The 23,336-nt window shown below is 73.6% G+C and carries 22 protein-coding genes; 12 read left to right on the top strand and 10 right to left on the bottom strand.

Annotation, left to right across the window (positions count from 1 at the left end; all coding sequences use genetic code 11):
• Position 1 precedes the first annotated feature (1 nt).
• Together rbfA and truB are read left to right on the top strand one after the other, a co-directional pair.
• Entirely contained in the window at positions 2-445 is a 444-nt protein-coding gene (gene rbfA / locus AC0VX6_RS21895; RefSeq protein WP_130394938.1) for a 30S ribosome-binding factor RbfA, read from the top strand.
• A gap of 55 nt (positions 446-500) precedes the next feature.
• Positions 501-1,388 (top strand): tRNA pseudouridine(55) synthase TruB, encoded by an 888-nt coding sequence (truB, locus tag AC0VX6_RS21890; protein ID WP_274974450.1) that lies wholly within the window; start codon positions 501-503, stop codon positions 1,386-1,388.
• Between the two features lie 20 nt (positions 1,389-1,408).
• On the opposite strand, the gene AC0VX6_RS21885 is transcribed toward truB, so the two are convergent.
• Complete coding sequence (locus AC0VX6_RS21885; RefSeq protein WP_274974449.1) at positions 1,409-2,257, bottom strand: alpha/beta fold hydrolase; 849 nt, start codon at positions 2,255-2,257, stop codon at positions 1,409-1,411.
• Between the two features lie 208 nt (positions 2,258-2,465).
• On the opposite strand from AC0VX6_RS21885, the gene AC0VX6_RS21880 reads away from it, so the two are divergent.
• The 6 genes from AC0VX6_RS21880 (at position 2,466) to AC0VX6_RS21855 (ending at position 8,741) form a co-directional block, all read left to right on the top strand.
• Entirely contained in the window at positions 2,466-2,756 is a 291-nt protein-coding gene (locus AC0VX6_RS21880; RefSeq protein ID WP_274974448.1) for a type II toxin-antitoxin system Phd/YefM family antitoxin, read from the top strand.
• On the top strand, positions 2,753-3,037 hold the full coding sequence (locus AC0VX6_RS21875) for a type II toxin-antitoxin system RelE family toxin (RefSeq protein ID WP_274974447.1): 285 nt from the start codon (positions 2,753-2,755) through the stop codon (positions 3,035-3,037). The genes AC0VX6_RS21880 and AC0VX6_RS21875 overlap by 4 nt, the downstream gene beginning before the upstream one ends.
• Before the next feature lie 167 nt (positions 3,038-3,204).
• Positions 3,205-4,152: a bifunctional riboflavin kinase/FAD synthetase gene (locus AC0VX6_RS21870; protein WP_274974446.1), complete on the top strand. Its 948-nt coding sequence runs from the start codon at positions 3,205-3,207 to the stop codon at positions 4,150-4,152.
• A gap of 264 nt (positions 4,153-4,416) precedes the next feature.
• A complete protein-coding gene (rpsO, locus tag AC0VX6_RS21865; protein WP_013154592.1) occupies positions 4,417-4,686 on the top strand; it encodes a 30S ribosomal protein S15 in 270 nt (89 codons plus the stop codon).
• Positions 4,687-4,989: 303 nt separating this feature from the next.
• Entirely contained in the window at positions 4,990-7,293 is a 2,304-nt protein-coding gene (locus AC0VX6_RS21860; protein WP_274974445.1) for a polyribonucleotide nucleotidyltransferase, read from the top strand.
• Between the two features lie 113 nt (positions 7,294-7,406).
• Positions 7,407-8,741: a M16 family metallopeptidase gene (locus tag AC0VX6_RS21855; protein WP_274974444.1), complete on the top strand. Its 1,335-nt coding sequence runs from the start codon at positions 7,407-7,409 to the stop codon at positions 8,739-8,741.
• Positions 8,742-8,807: 66 nt separating this feature from the next.
• Here the strand turns inward: AC0VX6_RS21855 and AC0VX6_RS21850 are convergent, their stop codons facing one another.
• From AC0VX6_RS21850 to AC0VX6_RS21820, 7 genes are all read right to left on the bottom strand, one after another.
• Positions 8,808-9,632: a sigma-70 family RNA polymerase sigma factor gene (locus tag AC0VX6_RS21850; RefSeq protein WP_475465876.1), complete on the bottom strand. Its 825-nt coding sequence runs from the start codon at positions 9,630-9,632 to the stop codon at positions 8,808-8,810.
• Between the two features lie 417 nt (positions 9,633-10,049).
• Positions 10,050-10,610 (bottom strand): hypothetical protein, encoded by a 561-nt coding sequence (locus tag AC0VX6_RS21845; RefSeq protein WP_475465875.1) that lies wholly within the window; start codon positions 10,608-10,610, stop codon positions 10,050-10,052.
• 184 nt (positions 10,611-10,794) lie between these two features.
• Positions 10,795-12,000: a Dyp-type peroxidase gene (locus tag AC0VX6_RS21840; protein ID WP_475465873.1), complete on the bottom strand. Its 1,206-nt coding sequence runs from the start codon at positions 11,998-12,000 to the stop codon at positions 10,795-10,797.
• Positions 12,000-12,626 carry a copper chaperone PCu(A)C gene (locus AC0VX6_RS21835; protein ID WP_475465872.1) on the bottom strand — a complete coding sequence of 209 codons (627 nt, stop codon included), beginning with the start codon at positions 12,624-12,626 and terminating at the stop codon, positions 12,000-12,002. The genes AC0VX6_RS21840 and AC0VX6_RS21835 overlap by 1 nt, the downstream gene beginning before the upstream one ends.
• Positions 12,627-12,788: 162 nt before the next feature.
• Positions 12,789-13,262 carry an Hsp20/alpha crystallin family protein gene (locus tag AC0VX6_RS21830; protein WP_274974439.1) on the bottom strand — a complete coding sequence of 158 codons (474 nt, stop codon included), beginning with the start codon at positions 13,260-13,262 and terminating at the stop codon, positions 12,789-12,791.
• Positions 13,263-13,293: 31 nt separating this feature from the next.
• Entirely contained in the window at positions 13,294-14,850 is a 1,557-nt protein-coding gene (locus AC0VX6_RS21825) for a BCCT family transporter (RefSeq protein ID WP_475465870.1), read from the bottom strand.
• A gap of 367 nt (positions 14,851-15,217) precedes the next feature.
• Positions 15,218-15,739, bottom strand: a complete 522-nt coding sequence (locus tag AC0VX6_RS21820) for a MarR family winged helix-turn-helix transcriptional regulator (protein WP_274974437.1) — start codon at positions 15,737-15,739, stop codon at positions 15,218-15,220.
• A 178-nt stretch (positions 15,740-15,917) separates the two neighbouring features.
• Between AC0VX6_RS21820 and AC0VX6_RS21815 the strand changes: the two genes are divergently transcribed.
• From AC0VX6_RS21815 to AC0VX6_RS21800, 4 genes are all read left to right on the top strand, one after another.
• Complete coding sequence (locus AC0VX6_RS21815; RefSeq protein ID WP_274974436.1) at positions 15,918-17,060, top strand: polyprenyl synthetase family protein; 1,143 nt, start codon at positions 15,918-15,920, stop codon at positions 17,058-17,060.
• Positions 17,061-17,176: 116 nt separating this feature from the next.
• Complete coding sequence (crtI, locus tag AC0VX6_RS21810) at positions 17,177-18,637, top strand: phytoene desaturase family protein (protein ID WP_274978216.1); 1,461 nt, start codon at positions 17,177-17,179, stop codon at positions 18,635-18,637.
• The gene (locus tag AC0VX6_RS21805; protein ID WP_475465867.1) at positions 18,634-19,611 is read left to right on the top strand and encodes a phytoene/squalene synthase family protein; all 978 of its coding nucleotides are present in this window, start codon (positions 18,634-18,636) and stop codon (positions 19,609-19,611) included. The genes crtI and AC0VX6_RS21805 overlap by 4 nt, the downstream gene beginning before the upstream one ends.
• Positions 19,612-19,661: 50 nt before the next feature.
• Positions 19,662-20,672, top strand: a complete 1,011-nt coding sequence (locus AC0VX6_RS21800; protein WP_274974435.1) for a DUF5914 domain-containing protein — start codon at positions 19,662-19,664, stop codon at positions 20,670-20,672.
• 176 nt (positions 20,673-20,848) lie between these two features.
• Here AC0VX6_RS21800 and AC0VX6_RS21795 read toward each other — a convergent pair whose 3' ends face one another.
• Positions 20,849-22,489: an FAD-dependent oxidoreductase gene (locus tag AC0VX6_RS21795; RefSeq protein WP_475465866.1), complete on the bottom strand. Its 1,641-nt coding sequence runs from the start codon at positions 22,487-22,489 to the stop codon at positions 20,849-20,851.
• On the bottom strand, positions 22,476-23,303 hold the full coding sequence (locus AC0VX6_RS21790; protein WP_274974433.1) for a class I SAM-dependent methyltransferase: 828 nt from the start codon (positions 23,301-23,303) through the stop codon (positions 22,476-22,478). Before AC0VX6_RS21790 ends, AC0VX6_RS21795 begins: the two co-directional genes overlap by 14 nt.
• Between the last annotated feature and the right edge of the window lie 33 nt (positions 23,304-23,336).

Raw genomic sequence — 23,336 nt, 5'->3', positions numbered from 1 at the left:
GATGGTTGACGCCGCACGCGCGCGCAAGATCGCCGACCGCATCCAGCGCATCGTCGCCGAGATGCTGGACCGGCGCATCAAGGACCCGCGCCTGGGATTCGTCACCGTGACCGACGCGCGCATCACCGCCGACCTGCGGGACGCCACGGTGTACTACACGGTGTTCGGCACCCCGGACGAGAAGGCCGCCTCCGCCGCCGCCCTGGAGAGCGCAAAGGGCGTGATCCGCAGCGAGGTGGGACGCCAGACCGGCATCCGGCACACGCCGAGCCTGGCCTTCGTCGTCGACGAGGTGCAGGAGAACGCCCAGCACATCGAGGAACTGCTGCTCAAGGCCCGCCAGTCGGACGCGGAGCTGGCCGAGAGGGCCAGCGGCGCCGAGCCCGCGGGCGAGGCCGACCCCTACCGGGCGCCCCGCGAGGACGAGCGCGACGAGGACGAGTAACACCCCCGGCGGCGGCGCGGACCGCGCCGCCGCCCTTGCACTCCGAGGGAGCACCATGGCCGAGAGCGGCGTCGTGGTCGTCGACAAGCCCGCCGACTGGACCTCGCACGACGTGGTCGCCAAAGCGCGCGGGCTCGCGCGCACCCGCAGGGTCGGCCACGCGGGCACCCTGGACCCGATGGCCACCGGGGTCCTGGTGCTGGGCATCGAGAAGGGCACCAAGCTCCTGGGTCACCTGACCCTGACGGAGAAGGTCTACGAGGCGACGATCCGGCTCGGCCTGACGACCAACACCGACGACGCCGAGGGCGAGCCCCTCGTGCGCACGGACGCCTCCGGGGTCGGCGAGGAGGCCGTGCGCGCCGCCGTCGGCAGGCTCACGGGGCGGATTGAGCAGGTTCCGCCGCAGGTCAGCGCGATCAAGGTGGACGGCAAGCGTGCCTACAAGTCGGCGCGTGAGGGCAAGGAGGTCGCCCTCAAGGCCCGCACGGTCACCGTCGCGGAGTTCACGGTCACCGACGTGCGCCGGGTCTCCGACGCAGACGGGGGGTTCGTGGACGTGGACGCCGCCGTCACCTGCTCCAGCGGCACCTACATCCGTTCACTGGCCCGGGACATGGGCGCCGACCTGGGCGTGGGCGGGCACCTGACGGCGCTGCGTCGCACCAGGGTGGGCCCCTACGACCTGTCCCGGGCGCGCACGCTGGACGAACTGGCCGAGGAGTTCACGCAGGTCCCGCTGGCCGAGGCCGTGGCCGCGGCCTTTCCGGCGCGCGCCCTGAGCGAGGACGAGGAGCAGCGGATCCGGCACGGCAACCGGATCGACCCGGACGGCTCCGGAAGCGGCCCGGTCGGCCTCTTCGCCCCGGACGGCCGCGTCGTCGCCTTGGGGGAGAACCGCCGCGACCACATGAAGCCCGTGGTGGTCTTCGAACCCGCCTGACCCCGCGCGGTCCCGTCCGGTCAGTCGGTCCCCAGGAACCGGGCGAGGGCCGCGGTCAGCTCGCCGGGGCGCTCCACGGACGGCAGGTGGCCGGTGTCGGGCATCTCCAGCAGCCGCGCCCCGGGCACGCCCCCGGCGTACAGGTCCGCGACCTCCCGTACCTGGGCGATCTCCGACAGACCCTTCACCACCAGCGTCGGCACGGCGATCTCGCCCAGGCGGTCGTAAGCGGGCCGCTCCGGCCAGCGGGTGGTGGCGATCGGCCCGGACCACTCGCGGGCGAACATCTCGCGCAGCATGAGCAGCACCAGGTCCCAGGCCTCCGTCGGCAGGTCCTCGGGCACCCGCCCGGGGCCCAGCACCATGAACCGGGCCTGGGCCTCGGCCATCGCCGCCACGTCCCCGGGATCGGGGTCGGCGCGTCCCGCCCGGTACACCTCCAGGCGTTCGTGGGGGACGGCGCCCAGCACCATCTTGCGCGCCTCGCGCACGAAGACCTCCGGCCACTCGTGCCCCGACATCCCCGGACAGACCAGGGCCAGGGCCTCCACCCGCTCCGGGGCGGCCAGCGCCGCGTCCACGCAGTAGGCGCCCCCGAAGGAGGCGCCGACCAGGGTCGCCCGGTCGATGTCCAGGGCGTCCATGAGGGCCAGCAGGTCCTCATAGTGGGAGACGGGGCCCTCGTGGTCGGCGGAGCCGCCGCGGCCGCGCCAGTCGTAGCGGACCGCCCGGTGGGTCCTGGCGAACCCGGTGAACTGGTGGTCCCACATGCGCCGGTCGGCCACACCGGCGTGCACGAAAACGATCGCGGGACCGGAACCGGCCTCGTCGTACGCCAGTCGGGTCGTACCCGTGTCGATCATCGCCATCGGTGCACGGTAACCGCCCCGCGCACGTGTGCCAACCCGGCTCCGCCGGGGACGCGGCGGCCGGGCGCGCGCCGGGCCTCAGCCGCGGCGGAGCCCGGCGTCCTCCAGCTCCTCCCGGACGACGCGGCTTCCCGGAACCGGAGCACGAAGGGAACGGGCTGTCGCGAATGATGTACAACTGGCGACGCGATTGGCTAGAATTCACGCCATGACGACGCTTCCGCTGGCCGAGGCCAGAAACAACCTGTCCAAGATCGTCGACGAGGTGGAAAGAACGCATGACGCCGTCACCATCACCCGCAACGGCAGGCCCAGTGCCGTGGTGATCTCTGTGGACGACTACGAGTCGATGATGGAGACCTTCGCTCTTCTGGACAGTCCGGAGGAACAGGCGGGTCTGGTCCAGGCGAAGGAGGAGTACGAACGCGGAGACGTGGTCACCGGTGACGAGATGGCCGAGCTCATGCGAGAACGGGCGCGCCGGGAGACGGGAACGTGAGCGATCAGTACGAAATCGTCCTGACCCGTACCGCGCGCCGTGCCCTGTCCGAGACGTTGCCTGACAAGGTGGCGACGGCGGCATGGGAGCTGATCCGGGGAGATCTCAGGGAGAACCCTCGCAGAGTGGGGAAACGACTCAATCCTCCCTACGGTCAGGACTGGGTGGCCCGCCGTGCCACTTACAGAATCCGATTCGGCATAGACGGCGACAAGAACGTCATCGTCGTCTACGACATTCGAGGGCGGGCCGACGCCTACCACTACTCGGGCAGGCGCTAACCTTCGTGATGCGCTGGAGCGGTGGCCCGGCGTGTGCTGGGCCACACACCCCTTGTGTCAGTGGGGGACCCGCGGACGTGGCACCCTTGGTTCGTGCGGGTTCCGGGCGCGCTGGGCGCCACGGGCTCCGCGCGGACCACGAGCAGCGACGAGCAGGGGAGCCGGACGTGCGGCGATGGGACGGGCTGGAGGGCGTTCCCTCCGGGTGGGGGCGCTCCGTGGTGGCGGTCGGCGTGTTCGACGGAGTGCACCGTGGCCACCAGGCCATCCTGGAGACCGCGGTCGGGCACGGGCGCGAACTCGGCCTTCCGGTCACCGTGGTGACCTTCGACCCCCACCCGCAGGGGGTGCTGCGCGGCACCACCCCGCCGGTGCTCACCCCCCTGGAGCGGCGGTTGGAGCTGCTGGCCGAGTACGGCGCCGACGCCGTGTGCGTCCTGCCCTTCACCAAGGACCTGTCCTCCCTGACCCCGGAGGAGTTCGTCCAGCGCGTCCTGGTCGACCGCCTGCACGCCGCGGCCGTGGTCGTGGGCGAGGACTTCCGCTTCGGCCACCGCGCCGCGGGCGACGTCGCCGCGCTGGCCGCGCTGGGCGCCGAGTACGGCTTCACCGCCGACGGGGTCGCCCTGGTCGCGGACGGCGACACCATCACCTCCACGCGCGTGCGGGGGCTGCTCGCCGAGGGCGACGTGGCCGGGGCCGCCGAGCTGCTGGGCCGCCCGCACCGGGTCGGGGGCGAGGTCGTGCACGGCGCCGCGCGCGGCCGCGAACTGCTGGGCTTCCCCACCGCCAACATGGACCTGCTCCCCGACACCGCCGTCCCCGGCGACGGCGTCTACGCGGGCTGGCTCCACCGCTCCGAGCCCGCCCCCGGACAGGAGTCGCACTGGCCGGCCGCCATCTCCGTGGGCAGCAACCCCACGTTCGACGGCGCCGAGCGCACCGTGGAGGCCTACGCCCTGGACCGCGACGACCTGGACCTGTACGGGCTGCGCATGACGGTGGACTTCACGGTGCACATCCGCGGTCAGGAACGCTTCGACAGCATCGACGAGCTGATCGTCGCCATGCGCCGGGACGTCGACCGCTGCCGCGAGGTCCTGCGCGCCGGGTAGGGCGCGGAGCGGGGGAGACCCGACCCGTGCCCGGCCACGGCCCGCCACCTCGTGGTCTGCGGTAGGGTGGTCGTTGTCCACGTGTGCCCACGGCCGGTCGCCTCCGCGCGTACCGTCGCCGGGGGAGCGCGGCGCACCCACGCCGTCGGCGGCGGGCCGCGCACCACACGCGACGGTGACTGTTCGTACGCGCGGTCACCGCGTCTGTTCCCGGTCGCATGCCGGGTTCCACACCGCGTACCGACTTTCCAGTGAAGGAGCGACGTGTCGATCGACACCGCCACCAAAGAGAAGATCATCGCCGAGTACGCCACCGGCGAGGGTGACACCGGTTCCCCCGAGGTCCAGGTCGCGCTGCTCACGCACCGCATCACCGAGCTGACCGAGCACCTCAAGGGCCACAAGCACGACCACCACAGCCGCCGCGGTCTGCTGCTGATGGTCGGTCGCCGCCGCCGTCTGCTCAAGTACATCGCCAAGCAGGACATCACCCGCTACCGCTCGCTCATCGAGCGCCTGGGTCTGCGCCGCTAGGTTGTCGGCGGGAGTGGCTTCGGCCGCTCCCGCTTTGTTAGTAAGGTGTGACGCGACGGTGGTCGAACACCGCCGTCCACCCCAATTCCACAGTGAGAACCACCCGCTCCCCACCCCGGCGCAGAGTCGGGGCCGGTCCTCGGTAGTGGTCCCCGGACATTCCCTCAGGGCATGCCGTGGGCTTCGATCGATGACCGGCCGTCATCAACTCCGGGGCACGGACGCGGGAGACGAATCACCAGCGCCGGCACGCCTTCCGTGTCCGGCGCCACGAACGCGAACACGTGTAGTAGGAGGTCGCCCATGGAGGGCGTGTACTCGGCCGAAGCCGTCATCGACAACGGCTCCTTCGGCACCCGCACCATCCGCTTCGAGACCGGTCGCCTGGCCCGCCAGGCCGCCGGGTCGGCCACGGTGTACCTGGACGACGAGACCGTCGTCCTGTCCGCCACCACCGCCTCGAAGCGCCCCAAGGACAACCTCGACTTCTTCCCCCTGACGGTGGACGTCGAGGAGCGCATGTACGCCGCGGGCCGCATCCCCGGCTCCTTCTTCCGGCGTGAGGGCCGTCCCTCCGAGGACGCCATCCTCACCTGCCGCCTGATCGACCGGCCGCTGCGCCCGTCGTTCAGGAAGGGCCTGCGCAACGAGATCCAGATCGTCGAGACGGTCCTGGCCCTGCACCCCGAGCACCTGTACGACGTCGTCGCCATCAACGCGGCCTCGATGTCCACCCAGATCGCCGGGCTGCCCTTCTCCGGCCCGATCGGCGGCGTGCGCGTCGCCCTCATCGACGGCCAGTGGGTGGGCTTCCCGACCCACGCCGAGCTGGAGAACGCCACCTTCGACATGGTGGTCGCCGGTCGCGTCCTGGAGGACGGCGACGTCGCCATCATGATGGTGGAGGCCGAGTCCACGGTCCGCACCCTCAAACTGGTCGCCGAGGGGGCCGTCGGCCCCAACGAGCAGACCGTCGCCGAGGGCCTGGAGGCCGCCAAGCCCTTCATCAAGGTCCTGTGCAAGGCCCAGCAGGCCGTCGCCGAGCAGGCCAGCCGCGAGCAGGGCGAGTTCCCGATCTTCCTCGACTACGAGGACGACGCCTACACCGCCGTCGAGGGCGCCGTCCGCGAGGAGCTGTCCAAGGCGCTGACCATCGCGGACAAGCAGGACCGCGAGACCGAGCTGGACCGCGTCAAGGCCTCGGCCGCCGAGAAGCTCGCCGAGGACTTCGAGGGCCGCGAGAAGGAGATCGGCGCCGCCTTCCGCTCCCTGAGCAAGCAGCTCATGCGCGAGCGCGTGCTGCGCGACGGGATCCGCATCGACGGCCGCGGCCCCAAGGACATCCGCCAGCTGAGCGCCGAGGTCGGCATCCTGCCGCGGGTGCACGGCTCGGCCCTCTTCGAGCGCGGCGAGACCCAGATCATGGGTGTCACCACGCTCAACATGCTGCGCATGGAGCAGACGGTTGACACGCTCAACCCGGACAAGACCAAGCGCTACATGCACAACTACAACTTCCCGCCCTACTCCACCGGTGAGACCGGTCGGGTGGGCTCGCCCAAGCGGCGCGAGATCGGGCACGGCGCCCTCGCCGAGCGCGCCCTGCTCCCGGTCCTGCCCGCCCGCGAGGAGTTCCCCTACGCCATCCGTCAGGTGTCGGAGGCCCTGGGCTCCAACGGCTCCACCTCGATGGGCTCGGTCTGCGCCTCCACCATGTCCCTGATGGCGGCCGGCGTGCCCCTCAAGGAGATGGTGTCGGGCATCGCCATGGGTCTGATCAGCGAGGGCGACGAGTTCGTCACCCTCACCGACATCCTGGGCGCCGAGGACGCGTTCGGCGACATGGACTTCAAGGTCGCCGGTACCCGTGAGCTCATCACGGCCCTGCAGCTGGACACCAAGCTCGACGGCATCCCCGCCGAGCAGCTGGCGCTCGCGCTCCAGCAGGCCCGCGGCGCGCGCCTGGCCATCCTCGACGTCATGCAGGAGGCCATCGAGCGTCCGGCCGAGATGAGCCCGAACGCTCCGCGCATCCTCACCGTCAAGGTTCCGGTGGAGAAGATCGGCGAGGTCATCGGCCCCAAGGGCAAGATGATCAACTCGATCCAGGACGACACCGGCGCCGAGATCACCATCGAGGACGACGGCACGATCTACATCGGCGCCACCGACGGCCCCTCGGCCGAGGCCGCGCGGGACACGATCAACCAGATCGCGAACCCGACGATGCCCGAGGTCGGCGACCGCTACCTGGGCACCGTCGTCAAGACGACCACGTTCGGCGCGTTCGTGTCGCTGCTGCCCGGCAAGGACGGCCTGCTGCACATCTCGCAGATCCGCAAGCTGCACGGCGGCAAGCGGATCGAGAACCTCGACGACGTGATCAGCATCGGCGAGAAGATCCAGGTCGAGATCCGCGAGATCGACGACCGCGGCAAGCTGTCGCTGGTCCCGGTCGAGGTCGTGGAGGCCGAGTCGGCCCAGACCGCCCCCGCCGCCGAGGACGAGGGCTCCCCGGCCGAGGAGGAGGACGGCGACAAGAACGGCGGGGAGGCCCCGCGCCGTCGCCGCCGCCGCAGCTCGGGCGGGCGTTCGGAGAACACCTGATCCTGACCGACGCCGGGGCGGTCGCACCTTGGGTGCGGCCGCCCCGGCGCGTATCCTCGGCCGGAACCGCCGGGTGGACCGGCCACCGACGTCCCGACGAAGAAGAAGGACCCATGAGCTCTGTCCCCATCGCCGCCGAGCAGGACCCGGACACGACCGTGACGCTGCTGGAGCCGGACGGCGGTACCGGACTGGTGCGCCGCACGGTGCTGCCGGGCGGCCTGCGCGTGGTCACCGAGGCCGTGCCGGGCGTGCGCTCCGCCGCGTTCGGTATCTCGGCGACCACGGGTTCCCGCGACGAGGACTCCGTGCACGCGGGCTCGGCGCACTTCCTGGAGCACCTGCTGTTCAAGGGGACCAAGGAGCGCTCCGCACTGGAGATCTCCGCGCTGCTGGACGGTGTGGGCGCCGACCACAACGCCTACACCACCAAGGAGCACACCTGCTACTACGCGAAGGTGCTCGACCGCGACCTGCCGCTGGCCGTCGACGTCATCGGTGACATGGTGGCCAACTCGGTGCTCGACGAGGGCGAGGTGGAGACCGAGCGGGGCGTGATCCTGGAGGAGATCGCCATGTACGAGGACGAGCCCGCCGACCTGGTGGACGACGTCTTCGCGGCGCACTTCTTCGGCGACTCGCCGCTGGGCCGACCGATCCTGGGCACCACCGACACCATCGAGGCGCTCTCCCGCGACCGCATCGCCGAGCAGTACCGCGACGCCTACGTGCCCGGCGAGCTGATCGTGACCGCCGCGGGCAGCCTGGACCACGACCTGGTGGTGGAGCAGGTCCGCACGCTGTTCGCCGGGCACTCGGCCGCCGCCGGGGACGCCCGCCCCGCGCGCCCCCGCATCGGCGGCTCGCCGGTCGCCACCTACGGCGGCACGGTCGTGCAGTCGCGCGAGACCGAGCAGGCGCACATCATCCTGGGGTCGGAGGGGCTCTGCCGCACCGACCCGCGGTGGCACGCGCTGCGGCTGCTCAGCGCCGCCCTGGGCGGCGGGATGTCCTCGCGCCTGTTCCAGGAGGTGCGCGAGAAGCGCGGTCTGGCCTATGCGGTGCACGCCTACAACGCCGACTACGCCGACACCGGCAGCTTCCAGATCTACGCGGGCTGCCTGCCGGAGAAGGCCGACGAGGTCATCGGGGTGTGCCGCGAGGAGCTGGCGAAGGTGGCCGCCTCGGGCATCACCGAGGAGGAGCTGACCCGCGCCAAGGGTCAGATCCAGGGCTCGCTGGTGCTGGGCAGCGAGGGCACCAACGCGCGGATGGGGCGGCTGCTCTCGCACGAGCTGAACCGGCCCGGACACTACTCGATCGACGAGAGCCTGGCGCTGTTCGACGCGGTCACCGGCGCGGAGGTGGCCGAGGTGGCCGCCGACCTGCTGTCGCGGCCGCGCGCGCTGGCCGTGATCGGCCCCTACGCGGCCGACCGGGTCTTCTGATGTGACGTAGGCGGCCCCGGGCCGCTCCGCGCAGGCGGAGCGGCCCGGGGCCGTCGTGTTCCGCCCTCAGGCGGTGAGCCCGCGCACCAGGTCGCCGCGGGCCCGGGCCACCCGCGAGCGGATCGTGCCCACGGGCACGTCGGCCAGCCGGGCGGCCTCGGCGTAGGAAAGGCCCTCCACCTGGGTGAGGACGAACGCCTGCCGCCGTTCGGCCGCGAGGCCGTCCAGCAGGCACAGCAGGGCCACGTGCTCGTCGAACCGGACGGCCCGGGCGGGCAGCAGGTCCCAGTCGGCGTGGTGCACGCAGTCGGGGCGGGCCGCGTCGTGGCGGTAGCGGTCGGCGACGGTGTTGCGGGCGATGGCCAGCAGCCAGGTCCGCGCCGGGGCGCGCCCGGCGAACCGCGGCAGGCCGCGCAGGGCCCGCAGGTAGGTCTCCTGGCTCAGCTCCTCGACGCGGTCGGGGTGGACTCTGCGGGCGATGTAGCGGGCGACGTCGGGGCGGGTGCGCCGGACGAACGCGTCGAGCGCGGCGGCCGAGCCCTCACGGGCGGCGAGCGCCAGCCGGTCGAGTTCGCCGTCCCGCTCATGCGCGCGTTCCCCCGCGTACGGGGACTCCTCCGAACGGGCCGGTCCCTCCGCGAGGGCGGGTCCTTCCGGACGGATCGGTTCCTCCGGAAGGCCGGGTTCCTCCGGGCGGGCGTGCCCCCGCGGGAGAGCGGGGCCCTTCGCGGAGGCGGGCCCGCCCTCGCGAGCGGGCTCGTCCGCTTCGACCGCCGCGGGGGGCGGCGGGTCGGTGCGGTGGTCGCGCCGCGGACGGCGCGCCGGGCGGTCGGGGTGGGAACGGCGCGCCCGTGCCGGGCGCTGCTCCTGGAAGACGGTGTCGGTGGGCATCGGTGCTCCGGGTTCCGGCGTGCACCAGCGGCCCGGCGGCCGGTGGCCTCGGGCGGTGGTGCGCGCGGTGACGGGAGCGTGCGCGGCCGGTCCCCGACGGGGGACCGGACCCGGGCACGCGGGGGCCGGACACGCCTCCGGACGCACGCGCGTGGGCGCGGCGGTGCGGAGGACGCGGCGTGAAGACGCTGACCCGGACGCCCGTGTCCGCCCGGGCGGAGCCGGGACCGCGCGGTCGTGCCCTCCGGGGACACGGTGCGGCGCGGGGACGGCTCGGAGCCGGTCCCCGCGGAACGCGGTCGTCGGGGCGCAGGGCGCACCGGCGGCGCGGGCGCGGGCGGGGCCGGGTCAGCTGCCCGGCGCGTGTTCGCGGGCGCCGGCCGCCGCGCGGCGGCCGGTGGCGCGGTCGAACACGGCCTACGCCGCGGGCGGTCCCCGCAGGACCAGGCTGTGCCGGAGGTAGGGCGCGGCCGGGGCTGGTGTCTCGCGCTCGGGGAGCGGGGCCGAGGGCACCCGCTCGGGCACCGGTCGCGGGACCGTGAGCACCAGTACGGGCAGCAGCGCGGCGGCGGCCAGGCGCAGGTAGGCGAAGAGCGCCGCCTCGCCCTGGCGCAGCCACCAGGCGCACACGGCGCCCGCGACGAGGTGGGCGAGGAGCATCTCGGCGCCGCCCGAGGCGGCCTCCACGGCGGCGGGATCGGCAGCGTGGGCGCCGTGGGCGCCCGCCGCCTGGGCCGTGGAGAACACCAGGTGCAGGGCCAGCTGGCCCCACGCCATCCATCCGGCGATCGCGCCGAGCCCGCGCTCGCGGCCGGTCGCGGCCCACGCGGAGGCGTAGACCAGAGCGGCGCCGACGAGCAGCCCGCCCAGCGGGACGGCGTGCTCGGAGGACAGCGCGTGGCCGCCGACGGACACGGCGGAGCACACCGAGGCGAACACCCCGGCGCGGGCCGCGCGCAGGGGTGGCCGCTCCGTCATGGGTTCATCGTCGCATCCGTTCCGGGTCCCCGCCCAGGGGGGTGGGCCGAGCGGTCGCCCGCGCGGAAGAGCCCCCTCACGCGGCCCCGGGGGCCGGACGCGGTTTCCGGGACCGGGGCGTCCCGCCCCTCCGCCTGCTCGGCGGCCCCTCCGGCGGGTTCCGCTCCCGGGGACCCGGGGCGCCTCACCCCTCCAGCAGGGTCTGCCCCACGTACCCTCCCTCCGCGCAGCCCGGCGGGACGGCGAACACCGCCGAGCCCACGGCGGTCACCCACTCGTTGAGCAGGTCCAGTTCGTCCAGGCTCCGCTGGATGGGCACGAACTGGCGCAGCGGGTCGGCCTGGAAGGAGGCGAACAGCAGCCCCGCCTCCTCGCCGCCCGAGCCGCGCTCGTCGTAGTTGTAGGCGCGTCGGAAGATCCGCTGGTCCGGGTCGTCGGTGCGGGCCCGCCTGATGTGCGCGAAGTCCGCGATGACGGTCAGCCCGGAGGCGTCCGTGGCCTCCAGGTCCGCCTCGTCGTGCTCCTCGGCACCGGTCAGCGGCGCCCCGTTGTCCAGGCGGCGGCCGATGACCGCCTCCCTGGCGGGCCGGTCCAGCTCGTCCCAGGTGTCCAGGTGGGTGGCGATGCGGCGCAGCACCAGGCTCGTGCCCCCCTTGAGCCACCGGGGCGGGTCCCCGCCCCAGACCAACCGGTCGAAGTCCCCGGTTCCCGGCGCCGGGTTGACCGTCCCGTCCACCTGTCCCATCAGGTTGCGCATGCTGGTGCCCTCGGGCTGGGAGCCGTGGGCCCGGCGGAACCCGCTCTGCGTCCACTGCACCCGCGCGAAGGCCCGCGCGTCCTTGAGCATCATCCGCACCGCGTGGGAGACGGTCACGGGGTCGTCCGCGCACACCTGGAGCAGCAGGTCCGCCTCGCCCCAGGCCGGGTCGAGCCGGTCGTGCCCGAACTCGGGCAGGGGCCCGAGCCAGTCCGGCACCGCGTCGGGGTCCACCCGCTCCACCAGACCCCGCCCGAACCCGAACGTGGTGGTGAGCCGGGCCGGGACCAGGGCGAGTTCGGGCTCGGTGTCGGCCAGGGCGGGCTCGCCCCGGGACAGGCGGGCCGCGTCGTCGCTGAGCAGCCGCAGGAGCCGGCCGACCGCGTCCGCGTCCGCCCCCGGTTCCAGGTCCAGCGCCACGAAGGTGCCGTGCGTCTGCGGCGGGGTCTCCACGCCCGCCTGCCGCACGCCGTGGAACGGCACGGTCAGCGTGCCGTTGAGCGGGGGCGCCTGGGGGGCCGGGGCGGGTTCCGCGGCCCACCGGTGGGCGAGCGCGCCCCCGGCCGCGCCGGCACCGGCCGCCGCGCCGCCCAGGAGCAGCCCTCTGCGGCTGAGTCGGGACTCGCCGCCCATCAGTGGTCCCCGTGCCCTTCGTCCCCGTGCGCCTCGCCGCCCTCGCCCTCCGCCCCGGAGCCGTGCTCCCCGTCGCCGTGCCCCTCGCCGTGACCGCCCTCGTACTCCTCATTGGCCCCGGCGTAGTCCTTGACCGCGGCGGTGAACTCGGTGGTGGAGCCGTCGGAGAACTCCACGGTGACGGTCGCCTCGGCCCCCGGCCGCAGGTCCTCGGTCAGCTCCATGAGCATGATGTGGTCGCCGCCGGGCTCCAGGGTGGCGCTGCCCCCGGCGGGGATCGGGAACCCGCCCTCCTTCTCGCGCATGGTGGCGTCGGTCCCCTCGGAGAGGACCTCGTGCAGCTCGACCAGCCCGGCCGCGTCGTAGTCGGCCGAGACGACGGTGATCTCCTCGTCGGAGCCGTTGGCCAGCACACCGAAGACGCCGGTCATGCCCTCCTCGGCGGTGACGGCCTTGATCCAGGGGTCGGTCACGGAGAAGGCGTCGGCGGCGGTCGCCGCGCTGTCGGCGGCCTCCTCCGCGGGGGCGGCGCCCTGTTCCTGCGCCCCGCCGCAGGCGGTGAGGGTGAGGCCGAGGCAGAGCAGTGGGGCGGCCCATGCGGTACGGCTGGTGCGGATGCGGTCCATGTTCCCTCCGGGGGTACGAGCCGCGTTCTCGCGGCCGTTCCCCCTACGGGTCGGATCGCGGGGCCGTCCGGTTCCCGGCGTCCGGGTGCACCGCGCCACAACCGGTCCGCGCACGCCGACGGGGCGGGCCCGGCCGTGCCGGACCCGCCCCGTCGGGCGTGGCTAGGACCTCTTCGGCGTCCGCTTGCGGACGGCGATGCGCTTGGGCCCGCGGGCGTTGGCGGCGCCGTGCACCACCACCTCCAGCAGCCCCTCGCCGTAGCTGGCCTCGATGTCCTCCTCGTCCACGGCCTCCGGGAGGCTGATCTCCCGGCGGAACGTGCCCATGAACCGCTCGGAGGAGTAGTAGACGACGTCGTCCCCGTCCCGGCGGCGCTCGCCGCTGATGGTGAGGATGCCGTTGTTCAGGCTCACGGCCACGTCCTGCTCCTGGACCCCGGGGACCTCGCAGCGGACGATCAGGTCGTTGCCCCGGGCGAGGATGTCGGTGGGCGGGCTCCACGCGTCGGCGTGCCCGCGCTCGCGTTCACCGGCGTTGCCGGTCTCCATCGAGGACATGCTGTCGGAGATGCGGTTCATCTCGGTGATCATGTCCACCACACCGTGGAAGGGGTTGTGGAACTTCTTCGGCGCCACGGCGGCCTCCTTTCCTCATGCTGACGGGAATCTAGTCGCGCGCCTGGTTCTCCGGGGAGCGGTCGGACCGGGGCCGGTCCTCGGCGCGCTGCTCCCTGGGGCTGCCGGGCCTGGGTTCATCCGACAGCGCCTTGATCAGGCCCCAGACCATGAGCAGCAGGATGATCGCGAAGGGCAGTCCGGTGACCACCGACGCGGCCTGGAGCGCCGACAGCGCGTTCTCCCCGCCCAGTACCAGCAGGATCAGGGTGACCGCGCCCTCGCTGATCGCCCAGAAGGCGCGATGGGCCTTGACCGGCTTGAGGCTCCCGCCGCTGGCGAGCGTGTCCACCACCAGGGAACCGGAGTCGGAGGAGGTGATGAAGAAGACCGCCACCACGATGATCAGCAGCACGGAGATGATGCCGCCGATGAGCGGCCCCCCGGGCAGCAGCTCCACCAGGCGGAAGGACCGGTCCTCCTCGCTCAGCGCGCTCAGTCCGGCGTCCCCGAACAGCTCGTAGTACAGGCCGGAGCCGCCGAACACCCCGAACCAGAGGATGGACACGGCGACGGGGGCGAACAGCGCCCCGATGACGAACTCGCGGATGGTGCGGCCGTAGGAGATGCGGGCCAGGAAGATGCCCACGAACGGGGCCCAGGAGATCCACCAGCCCCAGTAGAAGATGGGCCACGCGGTGGTCCAGGCCGCCGCCGTCTCGTCGATGAGCGGGCTCGGGAAGGCCAGGCTCCACTCGACGATGTTGCTCAGGTACTCGCCCGTGCCGGTGGTCATGATGCTGGCGATCCACAGCTTGGGTCCCAGGGCGAAGACGACCACCAGCAGCAGGAAGGCCAGCCACAGGTTGATCATCGACAGGCGGCGGATGCCCTTGTCGATGCCCGAGAGCACGCTGGCCAGCGCGATCGCGGTGATGAGGATGATGATGACCGACTGCACGGTGGCGTTCGTGGGGATGCCGAAGACGTGGTTGAGCCCGCCGTTGATCTGCAGGGTGCCCAGGCCCAGCGAGGTGGCCAGGCCGAAGATCGTGCCGAAGATGGCGAGGATGTCCACGACGTTCCCGGGCCAGCCGAAGGCCCGGTCGCCCAGGAGGGGGTAGAGCGCTGAGGCGGGGCGCAGGGGCAGGCCCTTGCGGAAGGCGAAGTAGCCCAGCGACAGGCCGAGCGCGATGTAGATGGCCCAGGGGTGGAAGCTCCAGTGGAAGTAGCTCAGGGCCAGCGCCTCGCTCGCCGCCTCGGGCGGGGGCGGTTCGCCCTCGGGGGTGACGAACTCGGCCGAGCGCGGCGAGGTCAGGTGGTGGATGGGCTCCGACACCCCCCAGAACACCAGGCCGATGCCCATGCCGGTGGTGAACAGCATGGCGAACCAGGCCAGCGTCCCGAACTCGGGCCTGGAGTCGGCCGGGCCCAGCCGGATCTTCCCGAACCGGCTCAGCATGAGGAAGATCGCCATCACCAGGAAGAAGGTGGTGGACAGGACGTAGACCCAGCCCAGCTTCTCACCTATCCAGTCGCGCGTGGCGGTGGCCGCGTCGAGCATCGGCTCGGTGGCCACGATGCCGACGATGACGAAGGCGAGGATCACGACCCCGGAAACCCCGAAGACGGTGGGGTTGGTGTGTTCTCGGATGTACTCGCGTAGGGATGAGATGCTGGCTCCTTCCCAGCCCCGGAGGATCGCTGTCCCTGGTCGGGGGATGACGGACCGGTGCGGACACCGGCCCACGGACATGTCCCGTGGGATGGTAGATGCCAGAAGCCTTTTCGTGAAGCAACCGCACAATCGTGGAGTGTTGTCCTACGAGCGGAGAAATATCCCTTGCGGTGCCATGGGCCCTGATTGGACACATGACTGCATATGTCCGCACGTATCGGGGTAGGAGAGGTCACCCCCGTTCCGCTCGTCCCCTGCGGGTGCCATGCTCACGGCCGCCACCTCCGCCCCTTCGGACTCACGGCTCCGTCTTCGCGGACAGCCGGTCCAGAGCCGTGCCGATCCGGTCCAGCCAGTCCGTGATCGTGGCCAGCTCCTCCAGCGAGTAGTCCGCGTGCGCGGCCGTCATCGCCTCGCGCATGCCGGGCGCGGTGGCGGGGCCCAGGCGCGCGGCGTCGCCGGTCAGCCGGACGGCGACCTTGCGCCGGTCCTCGGGGTGGCGGGTGCGCTCGGCCAGGCCGTGCGCCTCCAGCCGGTCGATCACCCCGGTCACCGAACCGGTGGACAGGCACAGGCTGTCGGCGATCTCGCCCGGCGTCATGGAACCGCCCACGCGCAGCAGCGTGTAGCACTGGAAGTCGGTCGGGTTCATCCCCGAGCGCTCCGCCATCCGGTGCAGCATGCGGATGAGCCGTACGGCGAGTCGCTGCCCGTCGGTCTGCAACGCGTCGTAGAGTTCGGCCCGCGACCCGACCTCGGGATCCGCGGTTCCGGACCCTTCGAAGCCGGTCGGAGAGGATGCGGCCGACGCGGTGTCCATGGTTCCTCTCTCGCGTTCGTGGCCGGTGGCTCCGGCCGTTCCTGGAATTCTAAGCGCCACCGGGACGCACAAACCCTCTCCGGGAGGCGCACCCCTCCACCAGCGAAGGGTTTGACCCTCGCAGAGGGGGAAGTAGTTCGGTTGCCAAGATTCATGGAAACCGAGTTGCATTGTCCGGATGCTACCCGGGGAGGACACCGTCAATCCCATCCTGAACACCCACAGGCACCCGCGCCCGCCGGACGCCGGAGTCGCCGACGAGCGTTCCGCCCTGGAGGAGTCGCTCAAGGACTACCTGGAGCGCAGGCTCCGCGACTCGGAGGACCTCGACGGAGATTTCGGCCGGGGCCTGGCCGGTACGACCGTCCGCTTCACCCTGGACGGCGGCAAGCGGATGCGGCCCCTGCTCGCCTGGTGGGGGTGGCTCGCGGGCGGAGGCGCCCCCTCGGGGGAGACGGCCCGCGCCGCCCGCCAGGCCTGCGCCGCGGTCGAACTCGTCCAGACCTGCGCGCTCGTCCACGACGACGTCATGGACGGCTCGCCGACCCGCCGGGGCCGCCCCTCGGTACACGCCGCGCACGCCCTCGAACACGAGCGGGACGGCCATGTCGGCGACTCCCGCCGCTACGGGGAGGCGCTGGCCGTCCTCGTGGGCGACCTGGCCCTGGTCTGGGCCGACGACATGCTCAACGAGGCCCTGCCGGGCGTGCCCGAGCCAGTCCGGGCCCGGGCCGTGTGGCGTGACCTGCGCACCGAGATCATGGCCGGGCAGTTCCTCGACGTGCGCGCCCAGGCGCGCCGGGAGCGCTCGGAGGAGGCCGCCCTGCGCGTGGACCTGCTCAAGACGGCCTCCTACAGCGTCGAACGCCCCCTGCACCTGGGCGCGGCCATGGCCGGGGCCGACCCGGCGGTGGTGGGGGCCCTGCGCGGCTACGGCAGGGACGTGGGCATCGCCTTCCAGCTCAGGGACGACCTGCTCGGCGTCTACGGGGACAGCTCCCGGACCGGCAAGCCCGTGGGCGAGGACATCCGCGAGGGCAAGTGCACGCTGCTGCTCGTGACCGGCACCCGCCTGGCCCGCGAGCGCGGGGACGACGCCGCGCTGCGGCTGCTCGACCGGATCGGCCTGCCCGACGAGGACGTGGACCCCGCGGAGGTGGCCGACGCGCTGGACCGCCTCGGCGCGCGCGACCTGGTCGGGGCCAGGTGCCGTGAACTCGTCGAACAGGGCCGGGCGCGCCTGGAGGGGCTCGACGCGCCCGCCCACGTGCTGGAGGGGTTGGGCGGCCTGGCCTCCCGGATCGCCCGTGACCGTGTGTGACCCGCCAGGCGGGGAAGGTATCCGCAACACCGGAGAGGAGCACCACCGTGCCTGAGGAGACCCCCGAGCCGCCGCCTCCGCCCCGGTCCGGGCCCGGGCCGCGCGGACGCGGTCCCGTGGTCGTCGTGGGCGCGGGCCTGTCCGGCCTGGCCTGCGCCCTGCACCTGCTGGGCGCGGGGCGCGAGGTCGTCGTGGTCGAGCGCGAGGCGCACCCGGGCGGGCGCGCGGGGCGGCTCGACCTGGACGGCTTCCAGATCGACACCGGCCCCACGGTGCTCACCATGCCCGAACTCCTGGACGAGGCGCTGGGCGCGGTCGGCGAGACCGTGGCCGACCGGCTGGACCTGGTGCCCCTCAGCCCCGCCTACCGCGCCTCCTTCGCCGACGGCTCGGTGATCGATGTGCACACCGAGCGCGAGGCGATGGCCGCCGAGGTCGCCCGGGTGGCCGGGCAGCGCGAGGCCGACGGCTACCTGCGGCTGCGCGACTGGCTCACCCGGCTGTACCGGGTGGAGATGCGCTCGTTCATCGACGCCCGGTTCCGGTCCCCGCTGGACCTGGTCCGACCCGACCTGTTCCGGCTCCTCGCGATGGGCGGCTTCGGCAGGCTGGCCCCGGCCGTGGGCCGCCACGTGCGCGACGAGCGGCTGCGCCGGATCTTCTCCTTCCAGTCGCTGTACGCGGGGGTGGCGCCGGAGAGCGCCCTGGCCGCCTACGCCGTCATCGCCTACATGGACACCGTCGCCGGAGTGTACTTCCCCCGGGGAGGGATGCGCGCCCTGGGCGACGCCCTCGCGGGCGCGGTCGCCAAGGCCGGGGGAGCCGTCCGCTACGGCCAGGAGGTCGCGCGCCTGGAACGCGCGGGCGACCGCGTCAGCGCCGTCGTCACCGCGGACGGCGAGCGCCTGGCCTGCGACCAGGTGGTGCTCACCGCGGACCTGCCCGCCGCCCACCGGCTGCTCGGCCACAAGCCCCGGCGCCCCGTGGCCGCGCGCTACTCGCCCTCGGCGGTCGTGCTGCACCTGGGCACCGACCGCACCTGGGAGCGGCTGGGCCACCACACCATCTCCTTCGGCGCCGCGTGGAAGCGCACCTTCACCGAGATCATCCGCGAGGGCCGCACCATGAGCGACCCCTCCCTGCTGGTCACCCAGCCCACCCTCACCGACCCGTCACTGGCCCCGGAGGGGCGCCACCTGCTGTACGTGCTCGCCCCGGCGCCCAACCTGGCGGCGGGCCGCATCGACTGGGACCGCGAGGGACCGCGCTACCGGGACCGCCTGGTCGGGGTCCTGGAGGAGCGCGGGCTGGAGGGGCTGGACGCCTCCGTGCGGGCCGAGCACCTGGTCACCCCGGCGGACTGGGCGCGACAGGGGCTCGCGCACGGCACGCCGTTCTCGCTGTCGCACACCTTCGCCCAGACGGGGCCGTTCCGTCCGCGCAACACGGTCCCCGGCACCTCCAACGCCGTCCTGGCCGGGTGCGGGACCACACCGGGGGTCGGCGTGCCGACCGTGCTGATCTCGGGGAAGCTCGCCGCGGCCGAGGTGGTCCGCAGAACCGGAGGCGGCCGATGAACACGGGAGCCGCCGAACTCGACGCGGCCGGGATCACCGGCGGGCCGCTGCGGGAGGCCTACCTCAGGTGCCGGGCCCTGCACGCCCACCACGGGCGCACCTACTACACGGCCACGCGGGTGCTGCCGCCCGAGCACCGGCCCGGGGTGCACGCCCTGTACGGCTTCGCGCGGTGGGTGGACGACATCGTCGACGAGCCCTCGCCGGGCGCCACGGTCGCGGACCAGAGCGCCCGCTTGGACGTCATCGACGCCGACCTGGCCCGGGTCCTGGACGGCGAACCCGCCCGGGACCCCGAGGCGGCGCCGGTGCTCTCGGCCCTGGCGCACACGGTCCACCGGTACGAGCTGCCGCACGCCTACTTCACCGCGTTCATGGCCTCCATGCGCATGGACCTGACGGTGGCCGGCTACCGCGACCTGGAGCACCTGCGCGAGTACATGTACGGCTCGGCCGCGGTGATCGGCCTCCAGGTGCTGCCGGTCCTGGGGACGGTGGCGCCGCGCGAGGAGGCGGCCCCGCACGCCGCCGCGCTGGGCGAGGCCTTCCAGCTGACCAACTTCCTGCGGGACGCGGCCGAGGACCTGCGGCGCGGCCGCGTCTACCTGCCGGAGGAGGCGCTGGCCGCGCACGGTGTGGACCGCGAGCTGCTGGAGCAGTGCGCGCGGGCCCGGGAGCAGCACCCGCGCGTGCGGGAGGCCCTCGCCGACCTGGTGGAGGTCAACCAGGGTTTCTACCGGCGGGCCGAACCGGGCATCGCGATGCTCTCCCCCGTGGCGCGCCCGTGTGTCGCCACCGCCTTCCGGCTCTACCGCGCGATTCTGGACGAGGTGCGTGCGGCCGACTACGACGTGTGGAGCGTCCGGCACCGCGTCTCGGACACCCGCAAGGCGGCCGCCGCCGTACCCGCCCTCGCGCGGTCGCTGATCGCGCGCTCCCTGCGCGGCCGGGTGCCGCGCCCGCGGACCGGCTGAGGACGCGCGGTCCGCCCCCGCCCCCTCGAACGACGTACCTGGAGGACCCCGTGACACTGCCCGACCCGCGACCGCGGCGGCTTCCCCTGCGCCGCATGCCCGCCACCACGTGGAGGAAGCAGGAACCGACCTGGCGGGAGGGCTCGCCCTCCGTCATCGGGTCGGCGCTCAAACGCGCGCTCGCCCGGCCCTCGGGGAACTGGTTCGTGCTGGCCGCGAGCACCGAGGTCCGCGCGGACCGGCCGTTCGGACGCGTCGTGGCCGGAACCGAGCTGGTGGCCTGGCGCACCCCGGAGGGGACCGCGCACGCGGGGCCGGGCGCCTGCCCGCACCTGGGCGCGCCGCTGTGCCGGGGCGCGGTGGACTCCGGGCGCCTGGTGTGCCGGTGGCACGGGTTGTCGCTGGACGGCGGCGGCTTCCCCGGGTGGGACCCCTACCCGGTGCACGACGACGGCGTCCTGGTGTGGGTGCGCCTGGACCGGGAGGGCGGTGAGGAGCCCCTGGACGAGCCGGTGGTCCCCGAGCGCCCCGCGCTGCCGGGGAGCCTGGTGGCGGTGGAGAGTCTGGCGGGGCGGTGCGAACCCGAGGACGTGGTGGCCAACCGGCTCGACCCCTGGCACGGCTCGTGGTTCCACCCCTACTCGTTCGTGGGGCTGAAGGTGACCGAGGTGCCCAAGGGGGCCGACCCCGACCCGGACCGCATGGTGGTGGACGTGGGGTTCCGGGTGGCGGGCCGGTGGGGCGTGCCGGTGCGCGCGGAGTTCCGCTGCCCGGACCCCCGCACGGTGGTCATGCGCATCATCGAGGGCGAGGGCCTGGGCAGCGTGGTGGAGACGCACGCCACCCCGCTGGGCGTGGACGACAAGGGCGTGGCGCGCACGGCGGTCATCGAGGCGACCGTGGCCAGCTCGGAGCGGATCGGCTTCCTGCTGGCCCGTAAGCTGGCGGGTCCGGTCGTGCGCCCCGTGATGCGGATGGCCGCCCGGCGCCTGTGGAGGGACGACCTGGACTACGCGGAGCGCCGGTACCTGCTCAGGAGCACCGGCCGCTGGCCCGGCTGACCCGCCGGGGCCGCTAGGTCGTGTTCCTCGGATCATTTCGGGCTCGCGACCACCGGGCTGCCTCTCGCTGCGCCGATTTCACTTGAAAAGCCAACCAGGCTGACCCGCGCGAACCGTCTTGCGAGAGATTGCCCGGACGGCCGCTCGCGGATCCGAAAGCCTCCGCGGAACACTCCCTAGGACGTCCTGGACCACCGGGCGAGCGCCCGCAGCGGCGCCGACCGGCCCCGCCGGGGCACGGTCCACACCGTGTGCCCCGGCCGCCCCCACCGCGCCAGCAGGGCGTTGGCCGCGAGCAGACCGCTGGTGGCGGCGCGTTCCATGAGGGCCACGGGCAGGTCGGTGCGCACGTGGTCGCCCGCCACCGCCACGAACGGGTCGGGTGTGGTGACCCCGCACCGGTCCCGGTGGCTGCCGGGCGCGAACAGCGGGCAGTCCGCGCGCAGTTCGTGCCGGGCGTCCACCGCGCGGGCCCCGCGCAGCTCCGGGTAGACGGACTCGGCCTGTTCCCGGAGCCGGTCCCGTTCGTACTCGGGGCTGCACCCCTCCTCCAGCGCGTAGGCGTGCAGCTCCACCACCGACCCGCCGGTGCGCCGGGACCACTCGCGGGCCTCGTCCTCGTACCGTTCCAGCACGCTGATGTTGTCCAGGGTGGGGTAGCCCGCCGTGCCCAGGAAGGCGGGCCGGTGCGGGCGCACGGGCCGGTCCAGCCAGTAGCGCGACACCAGGAACGGGGGAGCCGTGCGCACCCGGGCCACCCGGCCGCGCCAGTCCGGCCCGCCCAGTCCCGGCGAGGCCGCCACCAGGTCGCGGGTTCCGGCGGGGTCGGCGGCCAGCACCACGGCGTCCGCGCCCTCCTCGAAGGCCTCGCCCCCGGCCGTGCGCCCGCGCAGCGTGAACCGGCTCCGCGGTTCCCGGCGCTCCGGTTCCCCGCCCTCGCGTGCCCGGTCCGCCGCCTCGACCAGCACGCCGGTCCGCAGCCGGACCCCGCGCTTGGCCAGGTAGCGCTCCAGGGGGTCCCACAGCGCCTGCGGGAACGGCGAGCCCGGCACGTCGAACACCAGACCCTCGGACGAGCCGAGGAAGTACACGTGGAACATCAGCGCGAGTTCGGCGGCCGACAGCACGCCGGGGTCGGAGAAGAAGCTGCGGGTGAACACCTCGAAGGCCAGGTGCCGTGCCGTGGGCGGGAAGCGCACCGCGTCCAGCAGGTCGCGGGCGCTGAGGTGGTCGAGCCGCTCGTACACGCCGGGCACGTCCACGTCGAACAGTTGCAGGGCCGCGGGCAGGTTGACCCGCGCCATGTCGCGCGCCGGGAAGCTGGGGCTGGTCGCCGCCAGGACGGCCGCGTTCCACGGTGGGGTCGCGGGCAGCCCGGAGAAGCGGTCGCGCGGCCCGTCCCGGTGCACCAGCGGGTAGTCGGTGAGCGGCACCAGCGCGTCGAGCCCGGGGTCGCCGCGGCGCAGCAGGGCGCGCAGGTTGTAGTACTGCCGGAAGAACGCGTGGAACCCGCGGGTCATGGTCGCGGGCGAACCGTCGGAGAGCGTCGTGGCCCAACCGCGCAGCCGCCCCCCGAACGAGGGTTCGCGCTCCAGCACCGTCACGTCCACGTCCCGCTCGGCCAGTGCGCAGGCCGCCGCCAGCCCGGCGATGCCGCCGCCGACCACGACGGCGCGGGGCCTCCCGGCGGTCGCGGGGCCGGTCGGCGGGGCGGGCGGGACGGCCTCGGCCAGGGGGTCGCGGACGCCGGGGGGACGGCCGGACCGGTCGGAGGCGGGGCGCGCCCCGGGGCGCCCCCCGCCGTCAGAGCTCGTCAACGCGGCCTCCCGGAGCGCTGTTCGGAGCGCCTTTGCGAACGCTGTTCAGAGCGCTCTCCAGGGCGCCGCTCGAATCGCCGTTCGGGCGCCGTCCCACGAACGTGTGCGTGACCCCGTACTGCCAGCCGGGCAGCGGCGCGCTGGCCACCGACTCCAGGCCCGCGCGGCGCATCCGGTCCAGCAGCGCGCCGCGGCCGTCGAACTCCAGAACGCTGCGCCACAGGTAGCGGAACAGGTCCGCCCGGCCGGTCAGCGCCTTGCCCGCCGGGATCACCACCCCCCAGCACACCGCCGACCACACCGCCCGCGCCGACACCGAGTCGGCCACGGAGTACTCGTGCAGGACGACGCGGCCGCCGGGTTTGAGCAGCGCGCGCACGGAGGCGAGCAGGGCGTCGGGGTCGGGGCAGTTGCGGATGAGGTAGGCGCCGAACACCGCGTCCACCGGACCGCCCACGTGCTCCCGGGCCCACTCGGGGGTCAGCTCCTCGGCCCTGGCCCGGTGGAAGGAGACGGACTCCGGCCACCGCTTGGCGCGGGCCGCCTCCAGCATTCCGGGCGAGGCGTCCACGGCCGCGATCCGGGCCCGGGGCAGGGCGCGCAGCAGGGCGGCGGTGGAGGCGCCCGTGCCGCACCCGAGGTCGAGCAGGCGCAGCCCCGTGCCGTCCCAGGGCAGGCCCAGCCGCCTGGCGGAGACCCGCAGGTGCGCGTGGTAGCCGGGGTTGGCGCCCACGAGCCGGTCGTAGGCTCCGGCGGCGTGGTCGAACTCGTCGGTGACCGCGCCGTCCTTCATGGCGTGCGTCGTGGTGTCCACGTTCTCCTCCCGGGGGGTGTTCGCGTGCGGGCG

This window comes from Nocardiopsis sp. iso_25 (genome assembly GCF_056173305.1).
The sequence above is the reverse complement of the archived record's forward strand: the minus strand, read 5'-3'. Positions and strand labels throughout refer to the sequence as shown.

Excerpts from the sequence above, each read along its gene's own strand:
- rbfA (WP_130394938.1), top strand. The coding sequence starts at position 2 with ATGGTTGACGCCGCACGCGCGCGCAAGATCGCCGACCGCATCCAGCGC.
- truB (WP_274974450.1), top strand. The coding sequence starts at position 501 with ATGGCCGAGAGCGGCGTCGTGGTCGTCGACAAGCCCGCCGACTGGACC.
- AC0VX6_RS21885 (WP_274974449.1), bottom strand. The coding sequence starts at position 2,257 with ATGGCGATGATCGACACGGGTACGACCCGACTGGCGTACGACGAGGCC.
- AC0VX6_RS21880 (WP_274974448.1), top strand. The coding sequence starts at position 2,466 with ATGACGACGCTTCCGCTGGCCGAGGCCAGAAACAACCTGTCCAAGATC.
- AC0VX6_RS21860 (WP_274974445.1), top strand. The coding sequence starts at position 4,990 with ATGGAGGGCGTGTACTCGGCCGAAGCCGTCATCGACAACGGCTCCTTC.
- AC0VX6_RS21855 (WP_274974444.1), top strand. The coding sequence starts at position 7,407 with ATGAGCTCTGTCCCCATCGCCGCCGAGCAGGACCCGGACACGACCGTG.
- AC0VX6_RS21850 (WP_475465876.1), bottom strand. The coding sequence starts at position 9,632 with ATGCCCACCGACACCGTCTTCCAGGAGCAGCGCCCGGCACGGGCGCGC.
- AC0VX6_RS21845 (WP_475465875.1), bottom strand. The coding sequence starts at position 10,610 with ATGACGGAGCGGCCACCCCTGCGCGCGGCCCGCGCCGGGGTGTTCGCC.
- AC0VX6_RS21840 (WP_475465873.1), bottom strand. The coding sequence starts at position 12,000 with ATGGGCGGCGAGTCCCGACTCAGCCGCAGAGGGCTGCTCCTGGGCGGC.
- AC0VX6_RS21835 (WP_475465872.1), bottom strand. The coding sequence starts at position 12,626 with ATGGACCGCATCCGCACCAGCCGTACCGCATGGGCCGCCCCACTGCTC.
- AC0VX6_RS21820 (WP_274974437.1), bottom strand. The coding sequence starts at position 15,739 with ATGGACACCGCGTCGGCCGCATCCTCTCCGACCGGCTTCGAAGGGTCC.
- AC0VX6_RS21815 (WP_274974436.1), top strand. The coding sequence starts at position 15,918 with ATGCTACCCGGGGAGGACACCGTCAATCCCATCCTGAACACCCACAGG.
- AC0VX6_RS21805 (WP_475465867.1), top strand. The coding sequence starts at position 18,634 with ATGAACACGGGAGCCGCCGAACTCGACGCGGCCGGGATCACCGGCGGG.